We start from the raw sequence: 17,612 nt of genomic DNA, 5'->3' as shown, positions 1-17,612 counted from the left end.
GACCGCCACCCGGCAACGGCCTCGCGTTCCGGGCGCAGGTCGCTCCGGCCCCGCACAATGTCGAAAAACGTCATCGGCCAGAGCCTGCCGAAGGGTATTGAGTGCGCGAACGAGAGGATTCGTCATGGCTGAAGTCACTATCGTCTACTGGCGCGACATCCCGGCCCAGGTCATCGTCGGCAAGGGCCGTCGCGGCGTGAAAAAGCCGCTCCCGGAGCGTTTCGAACAGGCGATCGACCGCTGCGCGATGAAGATCGGCGCGGCCGGAACCGACGCCTATCTCGCCGAATGGCGCAAGGCCGATCCGGTCACGATCGAGGGCGAGGACGAAGCTGTCGCCGCCGCCGAAGCGGCGCGGATCGACGCCGAATACGACAAGGAGCGCATCAAGGCGCTCATCGAGAATAATGGCTGGGCATGAAGCCCGTTTAACCGCCGGAGGGTAGCGATGGCACTTCTGAATTTCCGCCGCAAGGAAACCGCTGCGCCCTCGGGCGCCAATGCCGCCGTGGAGGCTTTCCTCGACGGCTACTCGATCGAGGTGATGCCGCGCACCGCCGAGAAGGTCGAGGATTTCCGTGACCTCCTGCCGAAGGGCACGCGCGTCTATATCGCCCATATCGACGGCACGCCGATCGAGGACATGGTCGCGACCGCCAAGCGCATCGCCGCCGAGGGCTTCCCGGTCATGCCGCACTTCCCCGCGCGCATCATCAAGGACAAGGCGACGCTCGCCGACTGGATCGCCCGCTATCAGGGCGAGGCCGACGTCAAGCAGGCGCTCCTTCTCGGCGGCGGCATCTCCAAGCCGCATGGCGACTTCCACTGCTCGATGCAGCTGATGGAAACCGGCCTCTTCGACGGTTTCGACCGCCTCCATGTCGCCGGCCACCCGGAAGGCAACAAGGACATCGACCCGGACGGGTCGGACAAGAACGTCATGGAGGCCCTGCGCTGGAAGCAGGCCTTCAAGGAGCGCACCGACGCCAAGCTGGCGATGGCCACCCAGTTCTGCTTCGAGGCGAAACCGGTCATCAAATGGGTCAACCGCCTGCAGGCCGAAGGCATCAACATCCCGGTCCACATCGGCGTCGCGGGCCCGGCGAAGCTGCAGACCATGATCAAGTTCGCCATCGCCTGCGGCGTCGGCCCCTCGCTCAAGGTGCTGCAGAAGCGCGCGATGGACGTGACCAAGCTCCTGCTGCCCTACGAGCCGAACGAGTTCATCTCCGAGCTCGCCGCCCACAAGGCCGAGAACCCGGAGTTCGGAATCGAATCCGTGCACTTCTTCCCGCTCGGCGGTATCAAGACCAACGCAACCTGGGCCATCGAGAATGGCGGCAAGTCCGCTGTTCCTGCCGCGCAGGCCTGAACGGATAACAAAGAGACAAGGTGAACCATGACCCGCACCGTCATTGAATCGAAAACGAAAACCGTCGTCATCGGCTTTGACGAGCCTTTCTGCGTGATCGGCGAGCGGATCAACCCCACCGGGCGCAAGAAGCTCGCGGCCGAGCTTGAGGCTGGCAACTTCTCGACCGTCGAGAAGGACGCGCTCGAGCAGGTCGCCTGCGGCGCGATGGTTCTCGATGTGAACGCGGGCGTGGTCTACAACTCGAACCCCAACCCGAACGAGACCGAACCGCCGCTGATGACCAAGATGATCGAGATCGTCCAGGGTCTCGTCGACGTGCCGCTCTGCATCGACTCGTCGGTGCCGGGGGCGCTGGAGGCCGGTCTGGCGGCGGCGCAGGGTCGTCCGCTCCTGAACTCGGTGACCGGCGAGGAAGATCGGCTGGAGCTCGTGCTGCCGCTGGTCAAGAAGTACAACGTGCCGGTCGTGGCGATCTCGAACGATGACACCGGGATCTCGGAAGATCCGGATGTCCGTTTCGAAGTCGCCAAAAAGATCGTGCAGCGCGCCGCCGACTACGGCATTCCGGCCCATGACATCGTCGTCGACCCGCTGGTGATGCCCGTGGGCGCGATGGCGACCGCCGGCCGTCAGGTCTTCGCCCTGGTGCAGCGCCTTCGCGAAGAGCTTGGTGTCAACACCACCTGCGGTGCCTCGAACATCTCGTTCGGCCTGCCCAACCGGCACGGCATCAACGCCGCTTTCCTGCCGATGGCGATCGGCGCCGGCATGACCTCGGCGATCATGAACCCGGTCCGCCAGGTCGAGATGGAGGCGATCCGCGCCGCCAACTTCCTGTCGGCCCACGACCCCAATGGCGGCGAGTGGATCCGCTTCGCGAAGGTTCTGGAAGCCGTCGAAGGCGGCATGAGCTTCGCCGAAGCCTCGGCCGCGCAATCCTCGGCCGCATCGGGCCGCCGTGGCGGCCGCCGCGCCCGCGGCTGAACCAGACCAGCCGTCAACAATATCTTAACCATGCTCCGGCATCGTCCGGGGCATGGACATTGCCCGCACCAGAGCTCCCGATGACTGGATCGCCACGATCTTTGCCGCCCAGGCCGTAGCCAAGGGCGGCATCGTGCGGCGCGACGACCGCTGGGTTGATCGGGAAGTCGGTCGGAGCCGGTTCGAGTTCGAGGTCCGCCGACGGGGCTTTCACCTGGTGGAATGTGGCGGTCAGCTCATCGTCATCTGCAATCAGGACGGCATGCGCGTAATCTGCTGACCCAATTTTTCGGCGAAAAATTGCGCCGATTTTCGCCGAAAAATCGTTACTCGGCACTCAGGCGCAACGCGCGCGCGCGGGCCGCAGGAACCTGCGTCACCTCGAGCCCGATGAAGACATGCAGCGTACCAAGATCGCGGTCGGCGACGGCGTGGTCGCTGACCCGACCTCCCATCGCCAGATAGGTTCGAAGCAACGGGGGCATCGACCGCAGCGCCCGCTGCAGGTCGGGCTCGGACGCCGCCGGCTCCGGTGCAAACGAGATGATTTCCGCCGCGCTGATTCCAGGCCGCCAGGCTCGAGGCGCGAGATGCTGCGCACCGAGATAGGCGAAGGCGTCCAGATAGGCGTTGGCATCGGTTCCCGGAAAGGAGGCGCACCCAAACAGCATCTTGATCCCGGTCCGATCGACAAATTCCGTCATTGCTCCCCAGGCGATGCGCAGGATATCCGGGTCGTGGCGCTCCGGATCAAGGCAGAAACGTCCCATCTCGACCATCGGGCCCGCGAGTCGCGCAAGCGGCGCGAGATCGTAGAACTGGGCTGCGTAGCTCCGCTCGATCTGGCTGCCGTCGGAAAGCGGGAGCAGGCGCCAGGTCGCCACGAGCGTGCCGGTGGCGGGCTCCTCGACCAGGACATGCTGGCAGACGGGGTCGAACCGGTCACGGTCGAGTCCGCCAGCCCCCTGTGCGGCGCGGAAGGCCCGCCAGCGCAGTTCCTGCGCCTGAGCGACGTCCTCCGGCGTCTCCGCAAGGCGCACCCTGTAGCGGCCCCTGTGCAATGTCAGCATGCGCCCCGTCTCCGGCTTGCGCGGCGGTCCGCGCGACCTACATCTGTCGCGACTGGTTTAGCAGAGAACCCCGAAAGAAAGATAACCGAATGGGAGGCGCCGATGGTCGAGAAGATCTGCAAACCCGACGAGGAATGGCGGGCCGCTCTCTCGGATCTAGCCTATCGCGTCACCCGCAAGCAAGCGACCGAACGCGCGTTCACGCATGACAGCTTCCCGAAGGGAGCCGCGCGCTTTCATTGCGTCTGCTGCGACCATCCGCTGTTCGACTCCGAGGCAAAGTTCGACTCCGGAACCGGCTGGCCCAGTTTCTCCCGGCCGATCAGCGCCGAGGCGGTGGGCGAGACCGAGGACCGGAGCTGGTTCATGCGCCGGACGGAGGTTCACTGCGCCGCCTGTGACGCCCATCTCGGCCATGTCTTTCCCGATGGCCCGGAACCTACCGGCCTTCGCTACTGCATCAATGGCGTCGCCCTGAGCCATCGGCCAAAGTAAGAACGCGTCGGCTCAGTTCTCGCCGAGAACCTGGCTCGCGTCGATGTTGCCGACGTTGCCGAGCAGCTGGCGCAGGAAGCTCAATCCCTTGACGTTGCTGTCCGTCACACGGCGCGAGATCACCACGGCGCGGCCGTTCTCGAGTCCGAAGCGCTCGACGTTCTCGACCAGCCCGGCTTCGTCGAAGCTGATGGCCACGACCTCGCGCTCGATCTCCTCGGGCGCGCGGATGCCATACTGGCGGAAGCGACTGCCGACATAGTACCAGGCCGCGCCGGTCAGGAGCCCGGTCGAGGTCGGCCGGCCCACGGTCTCGGCGACCGCCTCACGCGTCGATTCGCCGACAACGACCTTCGCGAGTTCGTCGTCGCGCGGCACATAGCCGTGATTCTGGTAAATCGCCGTACAGGCCGAGAGCGTAACGACCGACAGCACAAATACGCCGTGTCGCATCCCGGAACCGAGCCAACCCATACCGCCCTCTTGCCTTGTCGCCTCAAGCCTTCTATCCGCCTTACAACAAGCCGGGGCGGTCCTACAAGGACGAAGCCGCCCCACCGCGCACCCGGATCAGGCCGAGGACCCGTCCCATGAGCTCGCAACCGACCGTCGCCCCCCACCCGCTCCGCGTCGCCGATCTCGCCGCCCGCAAACCGACGCGGTTCGACATCAGCCCGGAGTCGGAGACGCTGCAGCGGATCGCCGCCGAGATTGGCATCATCGCCGTCGCAAAGCTCCGATTCCGCGGCGAACTCGTGCCGCAAGGACGGCGCGACTGGCTGCTCAGGGCCGAACTGGGCGCGACGGTCACCCAGGCCTGCGTGGCCAGCCTCGCGCCCGTCGTGACTCGGATTGATGAGACCGTCGAGCGGCGCTATCTCGCCGACATGCCGGAGCCCGAGGGCGAGGAAATCGAGATGCCCGAGGACGAGACCGCCGAGCCGCTGCCCGCGGTAATCGACGCCGGCGCGGTGATGATCGAGGCGCTGACGCTCGCGCTGCCGCTCTATCCGCGCGCCGAGGGGGCCGAGATCGGCACCGCGAGCGTCACCCCGCCGGGCGCCGAGCCTCTCGCCGAAGAGCAGCGGCGCCCCTTCGCGGGACTTGCCGATCTGATGAAAAAAGGCGGCGGCGGGGAGTGATCCGGAAGTTGCCGCATCCGGTGCGTAAAACGCGCCAGAAAACACTTGCGCCCGGGGAGAATCCCAGTATGTTCCCGGCCTCGCTTGTACGTTGGGTTCGCACCCGGTAGCACTAGGCAACCAGTGACGAAACCGCAGGAAAACCGGGGCCTTGCCCCATTAAAAGCCCGAGGTTGAGACATGGCTGTCCCTCAGAACCGAGTCACGCGGTCCCGCCGCAACATGCGCCGCGCCCACGATGCACTGGTCGCCGCGAATCCGAACGAATGCTCGAATTGTGGCGAGCTGAAGCGCCCGCATCACGTCTGCGGCGCCTGCGGCCACTATGACGACCGTGAAGTCGTCGCCCAGGCCGCCGAGGTCGATATGGACGAAGACGCGGCCTGAGGCCGGGTCCCGGCAGCACGACCGACATGCTGTCAGCGCGCGATCCGCAGCCTGAAGGCCCGCTATCCGGTTCCACGGGGCGGATCGTCATTTCCGTCGACGCCATGGGCGGCGACAGGGGGCCGGCGGCCGTCGTCGCCGGCATGGCCGATTCCGCGTCGAAGAACCCGGCAATCGAGTTCATCGTCCACGGCCCCGAGCCTGAACTTGCACAACTCGTCGCGAAGCGGCCCGAACTCTCGGGCCGCTGCACGATTCGTCATGCCGAGGGCGTCGTCACGATGGACGACAAGCCCGGCCAGGTCATGCGCAACGGCTCCGGCACGTCGATGTGGTCGGCGATCGAGAGCGTGCGCAACCGCGAGGCCACCGTCGCGGTGAGCTGCGGCAATACCGGCGCGCTGATGGCGCTGTCGGTGATCCGGCTTAGGAAGCTGCCCGGCGTCAACCGCCCGGCAATCGCCTGCCTCTGGCCCTCGCGCAATCCCGGCGGCTTCAACCTGATGCTCGACGTCGGCGCCGACATAAAGGCCGACGCCCCCGACCTCCTGCAATATGCGCTGATGGGCGCCTCCTATGCCCGCAACGGGCTCGGTATCGAGCGGCCGCGCATCGGCCTTCTCAATGTTGGCACCGAGGAGCACAAGGGCCGCGCCGAGCTCAAGGCCGCACAGGACCTCATCGCGGCGGCGACCGAGACCGGCGGGTTCGACTATGTCGGCTTCGTCGAGGGCGGCGACCTGCCGTCGTCGCGGGTCGACGTGATCGTCACCGATGGCTTCACCGGCAACATCGCGCTCAAGACCGGCGAAGGCACCGCGCGGCTCATCGGCGATTTTCTGCGCGAGGAGTTTAACGCCACGCTTCTGTCGCGCTTCGCGGGGCTTCTGGCGCTCGGCTTGCTGACGCGGTTTCGCAAGCGCATCGACCCGCGGCGCCAGAACGGCGGCGTTTTCCTCGGCCTGAACGGGACCATCGTGAAGTCCCACGGCTCGGCGGATGCGACGGGCGTGGCGGCGGCGATCAAGCTTGCCTTCCGGCTCGCCGAATCCGGCTTCCAGGACCGCCTTGCGGCGCGGGTTGCCTCTGCCGCTCTGGCGGGGCAGGATGCCGCGCAACCGCTCGAACAGAACAGGGCTTCCGAATGACTCTCCGTGCCGTGGTCCGTGGTGTCGGGCATTATCTGCCTGCGCGCGTCGTTCCGAACTCCGAATTCGAAACCCGGATCGACACGTCGGACGAGTGGATTCGCACCCGCACGGGGATAGAACGTCGCCATTTCGCCGCCGACGGCGAAACCACCTCGGATCTCGGCGCTCATGCCGCCCGCGCGGCGCTGGCCGATGCCGGGATGACGGCCGACGACCTCGACGCGGTGATCCTCGCGACCTCGACGGCCGACCTCACCTTCCCTTCGGCCGCGACGATGATCCAGCAGAAGATCGGCATGAAGAAGGGCTTCGCCTTCGACGTGCAGGCGGTCTGCGCGGGCTTCGTCTTCGCGCTGGCGAATGCCAACGCCCTGATTCTCTCGGGACAGGCGAAACGCGTGCTCGTCATCGGCGCCGAAACCTTCAGCCGGATCCTTGACTTCGAGGACCGCTCCACCTGCGTACTCTTCGGCGATGGCGCCGGCGCCGTGGTGCTCGAAGCCTCGGCCGGCACGGGGACGTCGGAGGATCGCGGCATCCTCGCGACGGACCTCAACAGCGACGGCACCCACCGCGAGTTGCTGTATGTCGATGGCGGCGTCTCGACGACCGGCACCGCCGGGCATCTGCGCATGCAGGGCAACCAGGTCTTCCGCCACGCGGTCGAGAAGCTGGCCCAGACCGCGCACAACGCCCTCGAAAAGGCCGGTCTCACGCCCGCCGACGTTGACTGGATCGTGCCGCACCAAGCGAATCTGCGGATCATCACCGCAACCGCCTCACGGATGCAGGTCCCGATGGAGCGGGTCGTCGTGACCGTGCAGGACCACGGCAACACCTCGGCCGCGTCGATTCCGCTCGCGCTTTCGGTCGGCAAGGCACGCGGCCAGATCAAGGAAGGTGATCTTCTGGTCACCGAAGCGATCGGCGGCGGCCTTTCCTGGGGTTCGGTCGTCCTCCGCTGGTAGATTTCCGCTTGAATTGGCGCACCCAAGCCATTGATATTGACTTGGGTTTTCAAACCACTCATCCTCCTCCGCAAACAACCGGGGAACCGTCATGAGTGAAAAGACCCTGACTCGCATGGATCTGAGCGAAGCCGTCTTCCGCGAGGTCGGCCTGTCGCGCAACGAATCCGCACAACTCGTCGAAGGCGTGCTGCAGCACATGTCCGACGCGCTCGTCTCCGGCGAGACGGTGAAGATCTCGTCCTTCGGCACGTTCTCGGTGCGCGACAAGGCCGCCCGCGTCGGCCGCAACCCCAAGACCGGGGACGAGGTGCCGATCCATCCGCGCCGGGTGCTGACCTTCCGCCCTTCGCATCTGATGAAGGACCGCGTCGCGGCGGGCAACAAGGGCTGAGGCTGCGGGCATGGAGAAATCGGCCGAGGCCTTTCGCACGATCAGCGAAGTCTCCGAGATACTGGACACGCCGGCCCATGTCTTGCGATTCTGGGAAAGCCGCTTTTCCCAGGTGAAGCCGGTGAAGCGCGCCGGCGGGCGGCGCTATTACCGGCCGAACGATGTGGCGCTGCTTGGTGGAATCAAGAAGCTCTTGCACGAGGACGGGCTGACGATCCGCGGCGTCCAGAAGATTCTCAGGGAATCGGGGATCCGTCATGTCGCGGCGCTGTCGCCCGGCGAAGACGAGCCGTCCGAGGCGGAAACGGCGGCGCCGGCGCCCGCGCCCGCGCCCGCCCCGCCCCCGGCAGCGCGCCCGGCCTCGGAACCGCGCCGGCCCGACGCTGCGGCCTATCGCGACCCGGCGCAGGGCAGCCTGTTCCCACTTGCCCCGGAACCCGCAACTCCGGCGTCCGAAGCGCCGATGCAGGCGGATGTCCCGACCCTGCCGGCGGGATCGCCGGGCAACGTCCTGTCGTTGGATCGCCAGACCGCGCGCCCGGCCGCTGTCACACCTGAAACGGGCGGCACGAACCGTTCCGCCGCGGCATTGTTGCGGGCCATGGACGACGGGCGCGCACGCAGCATGCGAACAGAGCTGCGATCGCTCTACCACCGCCTCCTGACGCTTCACGACCGGCTTGCCGGGCTGGATCCGCAACAGCCGGGCTAAGGGGGCGGTGCGATCCATTCCGGCTCTGGTTCAGACATGCGTTTTGGCGCTTGCCCCCGCCCCCGCAATCGGCCTATACCCCGCTTCGTCGGGCCGTGGCGCAGCCTGGTTAGCGCGTCCGTCTGGGGGGCGGAAGGTCGCGAGTTCGAATCTCGCCGGCCCGACCATCACCGAAACGCCCACCCCTTTGCCGGGGTGGGCGTTCGCATATCGGGAGGCGGCAGATGAGCGTTGAGACCGGCGAAACCGGCGTCCTGGCCGACGACGCGCTGCGCGGGATGATCGCGACGGGCCGGATCGCCGCCGAACCCGCGGTCGAGGAAATCCAGATCCAGCCTGCGAGTCTCGATCTACGCCTTGGACCCGTGGCCTACCGCGTCCGCGCCTCGTTTCTCGCCGGCAAGGGCCGCACCGTGGCCGAGCGCCTCGCCGAGTTCGAGATGCACCGGGTCGACCTGAGCCAGGGCGCGGTGCTCGAGAAAGGCTGCGTCTATGTCGTGCCGCTGGCCGAACGGCTGGCGCTGCCGAAGGGTCTCACGGCGGTAGCCAATGCCAAGAGTTCGACCGGCCGGCTTGACCTCCTGACCCGCACGATCACCGATGGCGGCGAGGAATTCGACCGCATTCCCGAAGGCTATCACGGCCCGCTTTATGCCGAGATCTGCCCGCGCTCCTTCTCGGTCCTCGTGCGGCCCGGTATGAGACTCAACCAGATCCGCTTCCGCCGCGGCCAGGCGCTCTTGACGGACGGGGAACTACGGGATCTGCACGCGGCCGAGAGCCTCGTTTCCGGCACCGCGGTGATCTCCGAAGGGCTCGGGTTCTCGGTCGATCTCAAGCCCGCGTCGGACAACCTCGTCGGCTACCGCGCCAAGCCCCATACCGGGGTGGTGGACCTAGATCTCATCGGCCATTACGCGCCCCATGACTTCTGGGAGGAGGTCCGCACCACCGAGGGCCGGATCATCCTCGACCCCGGCGCGTTCTACATCCTCGTCAGCCGCGAGGCGGTGACGATCCCGCCTGATTACGCCGCCGAGATGGCGCCCTACCTCGCCATGGTGGGCGAGTTCCGGGTTCATTACGCGGGCTTCTTCGACCCGGGCTTCGGCTGGGCCGAAGCCGGCGGCGCGGGCTCGCGCGGGGTGCTGGAGGTGCGCTGCCACGAGGCGCCCTTCGTCCTCGAACACGGGCAGGTCGTGGGCCGGCTCGTCTACGAGCGCATGGCCGCGCGCCCGGCACGACTCTATGGAACGGGGATCGCCTCGAACTACCAGGGCCAGGGGCTGAAACTCAGCAAGCACTTCCGCGCGGCATGACCGCCTGGCGCCGATTTTTCGGCGAAAAATCGAGACCCGGCGTCCGGCCCGGTCTCAATCCTCGAAAAGTTCGCTCTGGCCGGCCTGATCTTCCGCCTCTTCGTCCGAAAGGCTGACCGTGCCCGGCAACGGCCGGCTGTCGAGAAGGCCGGCGGCCCTCAGTTCCTTAAGCCCCGGCAGGTCGCGCGCCGATTCCAGCCCGAAATGGTCGAGGAATTGTTGCGTGACCACATAGGTCACCGGACGCCCCGGCGTCATCCGCCGGCGCCCGAAGCGGATCCACTCCATCTCGAGGAGCTGGTCGACCGTACCCCGGCTTACCGCGACGCCACGGATCTCCTCGATCTCGGCGCGGGTTGCGGGCTGGTGATAGGCGATGATCGCCAGCGTCTCGATCGCCGCGCGCGACAGCTTGCGGGTCTCGACCGTCTCCTTCTGCATCAGGAAGCCGAGGTCGGGCGCGGTGCGCATCGCCCAGGCATCGCCGACCTTCACCACCCGGACACCCCTGCCCTCGTAGCGTTTGCGCAGGTAGACGAGCGCCTCGGCCGGGTCCGAACCATGCGGCATCCGCGCCGCGAGGTCGGCGACCGTCACCGGGTCCGTCGAGGCGAAGAGGATCGCCTCCACCATACGCTCCTGCTCGGCGATGGGCGGGGCCTCGAACAGGCTCTTCTCGGGCGCGCTGGTCTCGGTCACGTCTCTTTCCGTCTGATGGCGATGGGTGCGAAGGTCTCGGCCTGTCTCAACTCGATCCGGCCTTGCTTGGCAAGCTCCAGCGACGCGGCGAAGGTCGATGCCGTGGCGGAGCGGCGGCGCGCGGGATCGGCGGTCCAGCCCTCCGGCAGATAGACGGCGAGGTCGGTCCAGTCGCCGGCGAAGCCGATCAACCCCCGCATCCGGTCCAGCGCCTGTTCCATGGTGAAGACATGGTGGCGGTCCATCGCATAGGGGCGGAACTCGTCGCGGGTACGGATGCGGGCGTAGGCCTGCATCAGGTCGAGAAGCGTCGCGGTGTAGGTGACCTTGCGGACCCGCATCACGTCCTCGGGGACGCCGCGCACGAAGAAGTCGCGGCCCTTCTGGTCGCGCGCCATCAGCCGGGCGGCGGATTCGCGCATCGCCTGCAGCCGTTCGAGCTGGAAGGCGAGATGGGCGGCCAGTTCCTCGCCCGACGGTCCCTCGTCCTCCGGATCGGGCGGCAGGAGGAGCCGCGACTTCAGGAAGGCGAGCCATGCCGCCATCACCAGGTAGTCGGCCGCGAGTTCGAGCCGGAGCACCTTGGCCTTTTCGACGAAGGCAAGGTATTGCTCGGCGAGCGTCAGCACCGAAATCTTGCGCAGGTCGACCTTTTGCGTGCGTGACAGCATCAGGAGCAGGTCGAGCGGCCCTTCGAAGCCGTCGACATCGACGATCAGCGCCTCGGCGGCGAGACGTTCGCTGACCGAGGTCCGGTCTTCCTCGAACTCTGTCGGATCAGCCATGGACCTGTCCCATCAGAAGGGCCTCAAGTTCGGCCTCCAGAAGGGCGGTGTCAATGGCATCGGGGCTCCGGCGGCAGGCCAGGGCCTTGTCGGCGCGCGCCGCGGCGGCGCTGGAGAGGCGCCCGGAGGCGACGACGACCGCCTCGGCCTCGGCCCGGATGCCCTTGCAGTAGAGCGCGATGTCGCAACCCGCCGCGATCCCGGCCGCCGCGCGATCTGCGAGCGTGCCGGTGAGCGCCTCCATCGACAGATCATCGGTCATCAGGAGCCCGCCGAAGCCGATTCCGTCGCGGATGAAAGTGACCGCGTCCGCCGAGGCGGTGGCCGGGCGCTCGGGATCGAGCACGTCGAAGACGATATGGGCGGTCATCGCCATCGGCAGGTCGGAAAGTGCCCGGAACGGGACGAAGTCCGTCGCGTCGAGCTCATCTATGGCCGCCCCCACGCGCGGCAGCTGCAGGTGGCTGTCCACCACCGCGCGACCGTGTCCGGGCAGATGTTTCACCACCGGCAGCACACCGCCCCGAAGCAGGCCTTCGGCCGAGGCGCGGGCCGCCTTCGCCACCGTCTCGGCATCAGTGCCGAAGCAGCGGTTCTTCAGGAACGGATGGGTATCGGATCCGGCGATATCGGCCGTGGGTGCGCAGTTCGCGTCGATGCCGACCGCCCTCAGTTCAGCCGCAATCAGCCGGTAGCGAAGATAGATGCCGCGCTCCATCGCCTCGGGTGTGGTCCGGGCGACCTGATCCATCGGCGGCAGCCATTCGCGCCAGTGCGGCGCGCCGAGCCGCTGGACCCGGCCGCCCTCCTGATCGACGAGGATCGGCGCCTCGCGGCCCACCGCAGCCCGCAGATCGCCGGTCAGGCGGCGAAGCTGGTCGGGTGAATCGACATTGCGCGAAAACAGGATGAAGCCCCATGGATCGGCCTCGCGGAAAAACTCTGCCTCGCCAGCACCAAGCCGGCTGCCCTCGCAGCCGAGAATCGTTGCGGAATTGGCCATCAGCGCACCACGGCGGGCACGCATTCGGCGTTCTCGGCCTTGAGCGCGGCGCAGAACCGCCGGGCGTCGTCAAGATCAGTGAACCCCGCGACCCGCAGCCGGTAGAAGGCTTGGCCGCTGCTTTCCGCAGGCTCGATCACCCGGCGCTTCCCGTCCATTAGCGCGCCGAACCGCGCCACCGTCTTGTCCCATTCGAGCCGCGCCTCGGACTCTTCGGGATAGGAGCCGATCTGCACGAGCTGTGTGCCCGAGGCCAGGGATCCGGGCGCCACATCGGCCGCAAGCTGCGGCGCGAGCGCCAGCGCCACGGCGGCGGCGGCGGCTTCCGCCATCGGATCGGACAGATCATCGGGCATCGCATCCGGAATCGCGGCGCCACCGGGCCGCGACGCGGGGCGGCGCGAGACAGCGACGCCGGGAATGTCGGCTGCGATCACGTCCGGGGCCACGAATATCGCCTCAGCCATCGCAAGCTCCGTCTCGAGCCCGACCGGTTCGACCGGCCCGTCCGGCAGCGGCTCCTGCAGCGCGGGGGTCTCGGCACCGGACAGCGCCGGGTCGATCGGCGCGGGCTCCACCGTCCCGGCCGGAGCGTCGGGCGCCGGCTGACCGCCGGCTTCAGCGATCGCGCCCATCGGCTGGTCCTCGTCGGCAAGCCCTTCGGGGCGGGGGGCGAGCGTCAGCGACTCGGCCGGATCGCCTGCCGTGCCATCGGCGGCAATCTCGTTGACCGCCATGCCCTGGTGCAGCGCAAGCTCGCCACCGGGATTTTCGGGGGCGATCCGCGCCGGACCTTCCAGCGCCCGCACGACCGGAACGCCACGCACATCGCGCACCGCGAGATTGTATCCCCAGATGCCCAACCCGACGATCAGCGCCAGAGAGGTCACCGCGCCGGCGCCGTTGATCCATTTCTGAACCGCCCCGCCGCGCCGGGCGCGCGTCAACGCCGCCTCGGCGTAGCCGTCATAGGCGTCGTAGTCGTCATAATCCGCTTCCGCCATGCTCTGCCTCGCTCGCGCGCCGCGCCCAAATTCGGCGGCGCCGGGTCCGTCTTGCCTGCGTCGTCCCGGCTGGCGTTCTGTCTCAGCGCATCTCTTCGGCCGGGGTCACGCCAAGGATACCAAGGCCGGCGGAAATGACAACGCCCGTGGCCCGCGCGAGCGCGATTTTGGCCTGGCTCGTGGCCGCGTCGCCCTCCTGCAGGAAGCGCAAGCTGGCATCGTCGTTGCCGCGGTTCCAGAGCGCATGGAGATCGGAGGCGAGTTCATAGAGGTAGAACGCGATCCGATGCGGCTCCTGCCCGCGCGCGGCGATCTCGACGAGGCGCGGCCATTCGGCGATCTTCTTCGCGAGCCCGATCTCGGCCTCGTGGCCGAGCTTCGAAAGATCCGCCGCGCCGAGCGTCGCGTCATCGGCGGCGATCCCGGCCGCGGTGGCCTTGCGGATCACCGAGGAGACCCGGGCATGGGCGTATTGCACATACCAGACCGGGTTGTCCTTCGACTGTTCGAGCACCTTGTCGAAGTCGAAGTCCAGGGCCGCGTCATTCTTGCGGGTGAGCATCACGAAGCGCGTGACGTCCGCGCCGGCCTGTTCGACCACGTCGCGGAGCGTGACGAAGGTCCCAGCCCGCTTCGACATCTTGAAGGGCGCTCCGTTCTTCCAGAGCTTGACGAGCTGGATGAGCTTGACCTCCAGCGGCACCTTGCCGCCCGAGAGCGCCGAGACAACCGCCTTCAGCCGCTTCACATAGCCGCCGTGATCGGCGCCGAGGACGTCGATCAGGAGGTCGTAGCCGCGGCTGACCTTGTCGTAGTGGTAGGCGATGTCGGGGGCGAAATAGGTCCAGCTTCCGTCCGACTTCTTCACCGGCCGGTCGACGTCGTCGCCATGCGCGGTCGAGCGGAACAGCGTCTGCTCGCGCTCCTCCCAGTCCTCGGGCAGCTTGCCCTTCGGCGGCTCGAGCGTGCCCTCGTAGATCAGCCCCATGCCGCGCAGCGTGTCGATGGCACCCTCGATCTTGCCGGTGCCGTAGAGCGCCTTCTCCGAGGAGTAGACATCCATCTTTACGCCGAGGAGCGCCAGATCCTCGCGGATCATCGCCATCATCTCGGCGGTGGCGAAGGCGCGCACATCGGCGAGCCAGTCGGCCTCGGGCCGGTCGAGCAGGCTCGTTCCGTATTTCGCCTTCAGCGCCTCGCCCACGGGAATGAGGTAATCGCCGGGATAGAGCCCCTCGGCGATCTCGGGATCGAGGCCGTTGGCCTCGCGGTAGCGCTCGTAGGCCGAGCGGGCGAGCACGTCGACCTGCGCGCCGCCATCGTTGATGTAGTATTCGCGGGTGACGTCGAAGCCGGCGAAGTCGAGCAGGCTTGCCAGGGCGTCGCCGAAGACCGCGCCGCGGGTATGGCCGACATGCATTGGCCCGGTCGGGTTAGCCGAGACGAACTCGACATTGACGCGCTTGTCCTGCCCCATGGAGGAGCGCCCGAAATCTCGGCCCTCGGCAAGGGCCAATCGCACCACGCCCTGCCAGACGGCGGGTGCGAGGCGGAGGTTCAGGAAGCCGGGCCCGGCCACCTCGGCGGTGCTGATGCGCGGATCGGCTGCGAGGCGCGCTGCCAGCGTCTCGGCGATGGCACGCGGCGCGAGGCCGGCGGGCTTGGCGAGCACCATGGCGGCATTGGTCGCCATGTCGCCGTGGGCTGCGTCGCGCGGCGGCTCCACCGCGACATTGACCATGTCGAGCCCCGCGGGCAGGTCACCCTTGGCGACCATGTCGGCGAGGCTTTCGACGACGAGCGCCCGGATTTCGGCAAAGAGGTTCATCTGCATATCCTTCCGTCCCGGTTGCCATGCCAGAGGCGGTTTGCGGCGTCAATGCTCAGGCTGCGCGGCCGGGCTTCGGCCGGCCCCTTGGCCGGCCGACCGTGCGGGGCCGACGCCCCCACATCCCCGGGAATATCTCAGGCACGATGAAGGCGCGATCGGGGTCCGGCCTCACCACTCGCCGCGCAGCGCCTCGGCGACGAACGCCTCGGGATCGGCCGCGAAGCTGCGGTAGAGCCGGAAATGGCGGGTGTTGCGGTAGTCGGTCTCTGAAATGCCGAACCGGGTGATCTCCAGCAGTCTATGGCGCGACTGTGATCGACCGGCGCAAATCCCTTGCCACCCCCGGCCTCGTCATAAACGGCCATCGCGGCGAGCGCCTCGATGAGGGTCGATTTTCCGGTGCCGTTCTCGCCGACGAGCACGGTGACGGGCGTGGTGAAGTCGAGCGCGAAATCCGCGTCGAGCCAGGGCAGGTCGAAGGGGTAGCCCTGCCCCGGATCGTACTTGTCGGCGATGACCGTCACCCGTTTCAGATAGGGCGCGGGGAGGCTGGTGGTGAATTTCCTCCGCGCCATCGCTCAGGCCGCCCCGGCCCGGCAGAGCCGCTCGTGCTCCTGGATCGCGAAGCGGTCGGTCATGCCCGCCACATAGTCGAGGACGACGCGGGCAAGCTCGGTCTTGTCCTGTGCCCTCGCGATGTCGGCGTGCCATTCGTCCGGCAGGAGCGAGGGCTCTTCGAGAAAGAGCGGAAAGAGGTCCTTGACCATCGCCGTCACGCGCTGGCGCTCGCGCACCACCGAGGGCGCGCGGTACATGCGGGTGAAGAGGAAGGACTTGATCGCCTTGAGGTTCTGGTAGAGCGGTTTCGAGAACCGGATGATCGGCCCCTCCATCGCGCGGATCTCCTCGGCCGACTGGGGCTGGCTCGCCTCCAGCCGGTTTCGGGCGACGGCGATGACGTCCTCCACCATCACCCCGAAGACCCGGCGCAGGGCCTCGTGGCGGCGGCGCGAGGGGTCGAGGCCGGGATAGAGCCGGTCGACCTCCTCGAAGGCGGGGCCGGTCACCGGCAGCTCCATCAGGTCCGCCTCGGTGAAGAGCCCGGCGCGGAGCCCGTCGTGGAGGTCGTGGTGGTTGTAGGCGACGTCGTCGGCCACCGCCGCCACCTGCGCCTCGGCCGAGGCATGGGTGTGAAGCTCCAGATCATGTTGGGCGTTCACCTCGGCCAGCGCATAGGGCATGTCGGCCGGGTCGGCCACCGAATGCGAGCCCTGCGCGTTCGGCCCGATCACCGGCCCGTTGTGCTTGGCGATGCCCTCGAGCGTCTCCCAGGTCAGGTTGAGCCCGTCGAAATCGGCGTAGTGCCGCTCGAGCCGCGTGACGATGCGGATCGCCTGCGCGTTGTGGTCGAAGCCGCCAAAGGGCGCCATCAGCTCATGGAGCGCGTCCTCGCCGGTATGGCCGAAGGGCGGATGGCCGAGATCGTGGGCGAGCGCCACCGCCTCGGCCAACTCGACATTGAGCCCGAGCGTCCCGGCGATGGTGCGCGCGACCTGCGCCACCTCGATCGTATGGGTAAGCCGGGTGCGGTAATAGTCGCCCTCATGCTCGACGAAGACCTGGGTCTTGTGCTTGAGGCGCCGGAAGGCGGAGGAATGGATGATCCTGTCGCGGTCGCGCTGGAAGGGCGAGCGGAAGGTCGACATGGTTTCCGGGAAGAGCCGGCCTCGGGATGTCTCCGGATGGCAGGCATAGGGTGCAAGCGTCATAACGGCCTGTTCTTGTCGCGTCTTTCGCGCGATCATATATGGGCATTGCCCGCGAATTGACATGGGATTCCGTCATGGACCTGACATTGCCGCCGAAAGTCACGCCCCGCGCCTTCGCGCGACTGGCAGAAATCAACGCGGCCAGCGGCGAGGCGAAGGCCTTGCGCGTCGCGGTCGAGGGCGGCGGCTGCTCGGGCTTTCAGTACGACATCCGGCTCGACGATCCGGCGCCGGACGATCTGGTGCTCGAGGGCGAGGGGCAAAAGGTGCTGGTGGACAGCGTCTCGCTGCCGTTCCTGCAGAACGCGGTAATTGACTTTGCCGACGAGCTGATCGGCGCGCGGTTCGTGGTCGAGAACCCGAACGCCACATCGAGCTGCGGCTGCGGCACGAGCTTCTCGATCTGATCCCAACCGGTGGGGGCCGGGCCGGCTCGCGCCCGGGCCGCAAACAAACACGCGCGAAGCAGGCGCCTCCCCTCCCCCTCCGTGGGGAGGGGATGGGGGTGGGGGTGACCTCGGGCC

Annotated in this window: 22 protein-coding genes and 1 tRNA gene; 14 read left to right on the top strand and 9 right to left on the bottom strand. The window is 67.5% G+C overall.

The annotated features are described in order from the left end of the window. The first annotated feature begins 124 nt into the window (after positions 1-124). Genes R5H32_RS04565 through R5H32_RS04550 form a run of 4 tightly spaced genes read left to right on the top strand, consistent with a single transcriptional unit; the run spans position 125 to position 2,639 of the window. Entirely contained in the window at positions 125-421 is a 297-nt protein-coding gene (locus tag R5H32_RS04565) for a virulence factor (RefSeq protein WP_263331988.1), read from the top strand. Positions 422-448: 27 nt separating this feature from the next. Then, positions 449-1,372 (top strand): methylenetetrahydrofolate reductase, encoded by a 924-nt coding sequence (locus tag R5H32_RS04560; RefSeq protein ID WP_318337501.1) that lies wholly within the window; start codon positions 449-451, stop codon positions 1,370-1,372. 27 nt (positions 1,373-1,399) lie between these two features. After that, a complete protein-coding gene (locus R5H32_RS04555; RefSeq protein ID WP_318337500.1) occupies positions 1,400-2,359 on the top strand; it encodes a methyltetrahydrofolate cobalamin methyltransferase in 960 nt (319 codons plus the stop codon). A 52-nt stretch (positions 2,360-2,411) separates the two neighbouring features. Beyond that, positions 2,412-2,639, top strand: coding sequence for an N-(5'-phosphoribosyl)anthranilate isomerase (locus R5H32_RS04550; protein ID WP_318337499.1), 228 nt, complete (start codon positions 2,412-2,414; stop codon positions 2,637-2,639). Positions 2,640-2,685: 46 nt separating this feature from the next. On the opposite strand, the gene R5H32_RS04545 is transcribed toward R5H32_RS04550, so the two are convergent. Beyond that, positions 2,686-3,429, bottom strand: coding sequence for a GNAT family N-acetyltransferase (locus R5H32_RS04545; protein WP_318337498.1), 744 nt, complete (start codon positions 3,427-3,429; stop codon positions 2,686-2,688). Between the two features lie 102 nt (positions 3,430-3,531). On the opposite strand from R5H32_RS04545, the gene msrB reads away from it, so the two are divergent. After that, positions 3,532-3,924, top strand: a complete 393-nt coding sequence (msrB, locus tag R5H32_RS04540; protein ID WP_318337497.1) for a peptide-methionine (R)-S-oxide reductase MsrB — start codon at positions 3,532-3,534, stop codon at positions 3,922-3,924. 12 nt (positions 3,925-3,936) lie between these two features. Here the strand turns inward: msrB and R5H32_RS04535 are convergent, their stop codons facing one another. Next, on the bottom strand, positions 3,937-4,398 hold the full coding sequence (locus R5H32_RS04535; RefSeq protein WP_318337496.1) for an outer membrane protein assembly factor BamE: 462 nt from the start codon (positions 4,396-4,398) through the stop codon (positions 3,937-3,939). Between the two features lie 116 nt (positions 4,399-4,514). Between R5H32_RS04535 and R5H32_RS04530 the strand changes: the two genes are divergently transcribed. The 8 genes from R5H32_RS04530 to R5H32_RS04495 all read left to right on the top strand — a co-directional run bounded on the left by R5H32_RS04530 (position 4,515) and on the right by R5H32_RS04495 (position 9,997). Beyond that, entirely contained in the window at positions 4,515-5,066 is a 552-nt protein-coding gene (locus R5H32_RS04530; protein WP_318337495.1) for a DUF177 domain-containing protein, read from the top strand. 180 nt (positions 5,067-5,246) lie between these two features. After that, positions 5,247-5,453 carry a 50S ribosomal protein L32 gene (rpmF, locus tag R5H32_RS04525; RefSeq protein ID WP_318337494.1) on the top strand — a complete coding sequence of 69 codons (207 nt, stop codon included), beginning with the start codon at positions 5,247-5,249 and terminating at the stop codon, positions 5,451-5,453. 26 nt (positions 5,454-5,479) lie between these two features. Continuing rightward, positions 5,480-6,601 (top strand): phosphate acyltransferase PlsX, encoded by a 1,122-nt coding sequence (gene plsX, locus R5H32_RS04520; protein WP_318337493.1) that lies wholly within the window; start codon positions 5,480-5,482, stop codon positions 6,599-6,601. Beyond that, positions 6,598-7,572 carry a beta-ketoacyl-ACP synthase III gene (locus R5H32_RS04515; protein ID WP_318337492.1) on the top strand — a complete coding sequence of 325 codons (975 nt, stop codon included), beginning with the start codon at positions 6,598-6,600 and terminating at the stop codon, positions 7,570-7,572. Before plsX ends, R5H32_RS04515 begins: the two co-directional genes overlap by 4 nt. A 91-nt stretch (positions 7,573-7,663) precedes the next feature. After that, positions 7,664-7,966: an integration host factor subunit alpha gene (gene ihfA / locus R5H32_RS04510; RefSeq protein WP_318337491.1), complete on the top strand. Its 303-nt coding sequence runs from the start codon at positions 7,664-7,666 to the stop codon at positions 7,964-7,966. Between the two features lie 10 nt (positions 7,967-7,976). Beyond that, complete coding sequence (locus R5H32_RS04505) at positions 7,977-8,678, top strand: MerR family transcriptional regulator (protein WP_318337490.1); 702 nt, start codon at positions 7,977-7,979, stop codon at positions 8,676-8,678. An 89-nt stretch (positions 8,679-8,767) separates the two neighbouring features. Next, positions 8,768-8,845, top strand: a tRNA-Pro gene (locus R5H32_RS04500). 57 nt (positions 8,846-8,902) lie between these two features. Beyond that, a complete protein-coding gene (locus R5H32_RS04495; RefSeq protein WP_318337489.1) occupies positions 8,903-9,997 on the top strand; it encodes a 2'-deoxycytidine 5'-triphosphate deaminase in 1,095 nt (364 codons plus the stop codon). A gap of 54 nt (positions 9,998-10,051) precedes the next feature. Here the strand turns inward: R5H32_RS04495 and scpB are convergent, their stop codons facing one another. From scpB to R5H32_RS04460, 7 genes are all read right to left on the bottom strand, one after another. Next, positions 10,052-10,630: an SMC-Scp complex subunit ScpB gene (gene scpB, locus R5H32_RS04490; protein WP_318337855.1), complete on the bottom strand. Its 579-nt coding sequence runs from the start codon at positions 10,628-10,630 to the stop codon at positions 10,052-10,054. 62 nt (positions 10,631-10,692) lie between these two features. Continuing rightward, on the bottom strand, positions 10,693-11,481 hold the full coding sequence (locus R5H32_RS04485) for a ScpA family protein (protein WP_318337488.1): 789 nt from the start codon (positions 11,479-11,481) through the stop codon (positions 10,693-10,695). Beyond that, on the bottom strand, positions 11,474-12,484 hold the full coding sequence (locus R5H32_RS04480; RefSeq protein ID WP_318337487.1) for a glycoside hydrolase family 3 N-terminal domain-containing protein: 1,011 nt from the start codon (positions 12,482-12,484) through the stop codon (positions 11,474-11,476). The genes R5H32_RS04485 and R5H32_RS04480 overlap by 8 nt, the downstream gene beginning before the upstream one ends. Further along, the gene (locus tag R5H32_RS04475) at positions 12,484-13,488 is read right to left on the bottom strand and encodes an SPOR domain-containing protein (protein ID WP_318337486.1); all 1,005 of its coding nucleotides are present in this window, start codon (positions 13,486-13,488) and stop codon (positions 12,484-12,486) included. Before R5H32_RS04475 ends, R5H32_RS04480 begins: the two co-directional genes overlap by 1 nt. Positions 13,489-13,570: 82 nt before the next feature. Beyond that, positions 13,571-15,316: an arginine--tRNA ligase gene (argS, locus tag R5H32_RS04470; protein ID WP_318337485.1), complete on the bottom strand. Its 1,746-nt coding sequence runs from the start codon at positions 15,314-15,316 to the stop codon at positions 13,571-13,573. 137 nt (positions 15,317-15,453) lie between these two features. Continuing rightward, positions 15,454-15,843, bottom strand: coding sequence for an AAA family ATPase (locus R5H32_RS04465; RefSeq protein ID WP_318337484.1), 390 nt, complete (start codon positions 15,841-15,843; stop codon positions 15,454-15,456). A 54-nt stretch (positions 15,844-15,897) separates the two neighbouring features. After that, positions 15,898-17,088, bottom strand: a complete 1,191-nt coding sequence (locus tag R5H32_RS04460; protein WP_318337483.1) for a deoxyguanosinetriphosphate triphosphohydrolase — start codon at positions 17,086-17,088, stop codon at positions 15,898-15,900. Between the two features lie 80 nt (positions 17,089-17,168). On the opposite strand from R5H32_RS04460, the gene R5H32_RS04455 reads away from it, so the two are divergent. After that, entirely contained in the window at positions 17,169-17,495 is a 327-nt protein-coding gene (locus R5H32_RS04455) for an iron-sulfur cluster assembly accessory protein (RefSeq protein ID WP_318337854.1), read from the top strand. Positions 17,496-17,612 lie beyond the last annotated feature (117 nt).

The organism is Defluviimonas sp. D31, from assembly GCF_033436765.1.
Classification (GTDB): Bacteria; Pseudomonadota; Alphaproteobacteria; order Rhodobacterales; family Rhodobacteraceae; genus Albidovulum.
Note: the sequence above shows the minus strand (reverse complement) of the source record. Positions and strands in the feature narration are given on the sequence as shown.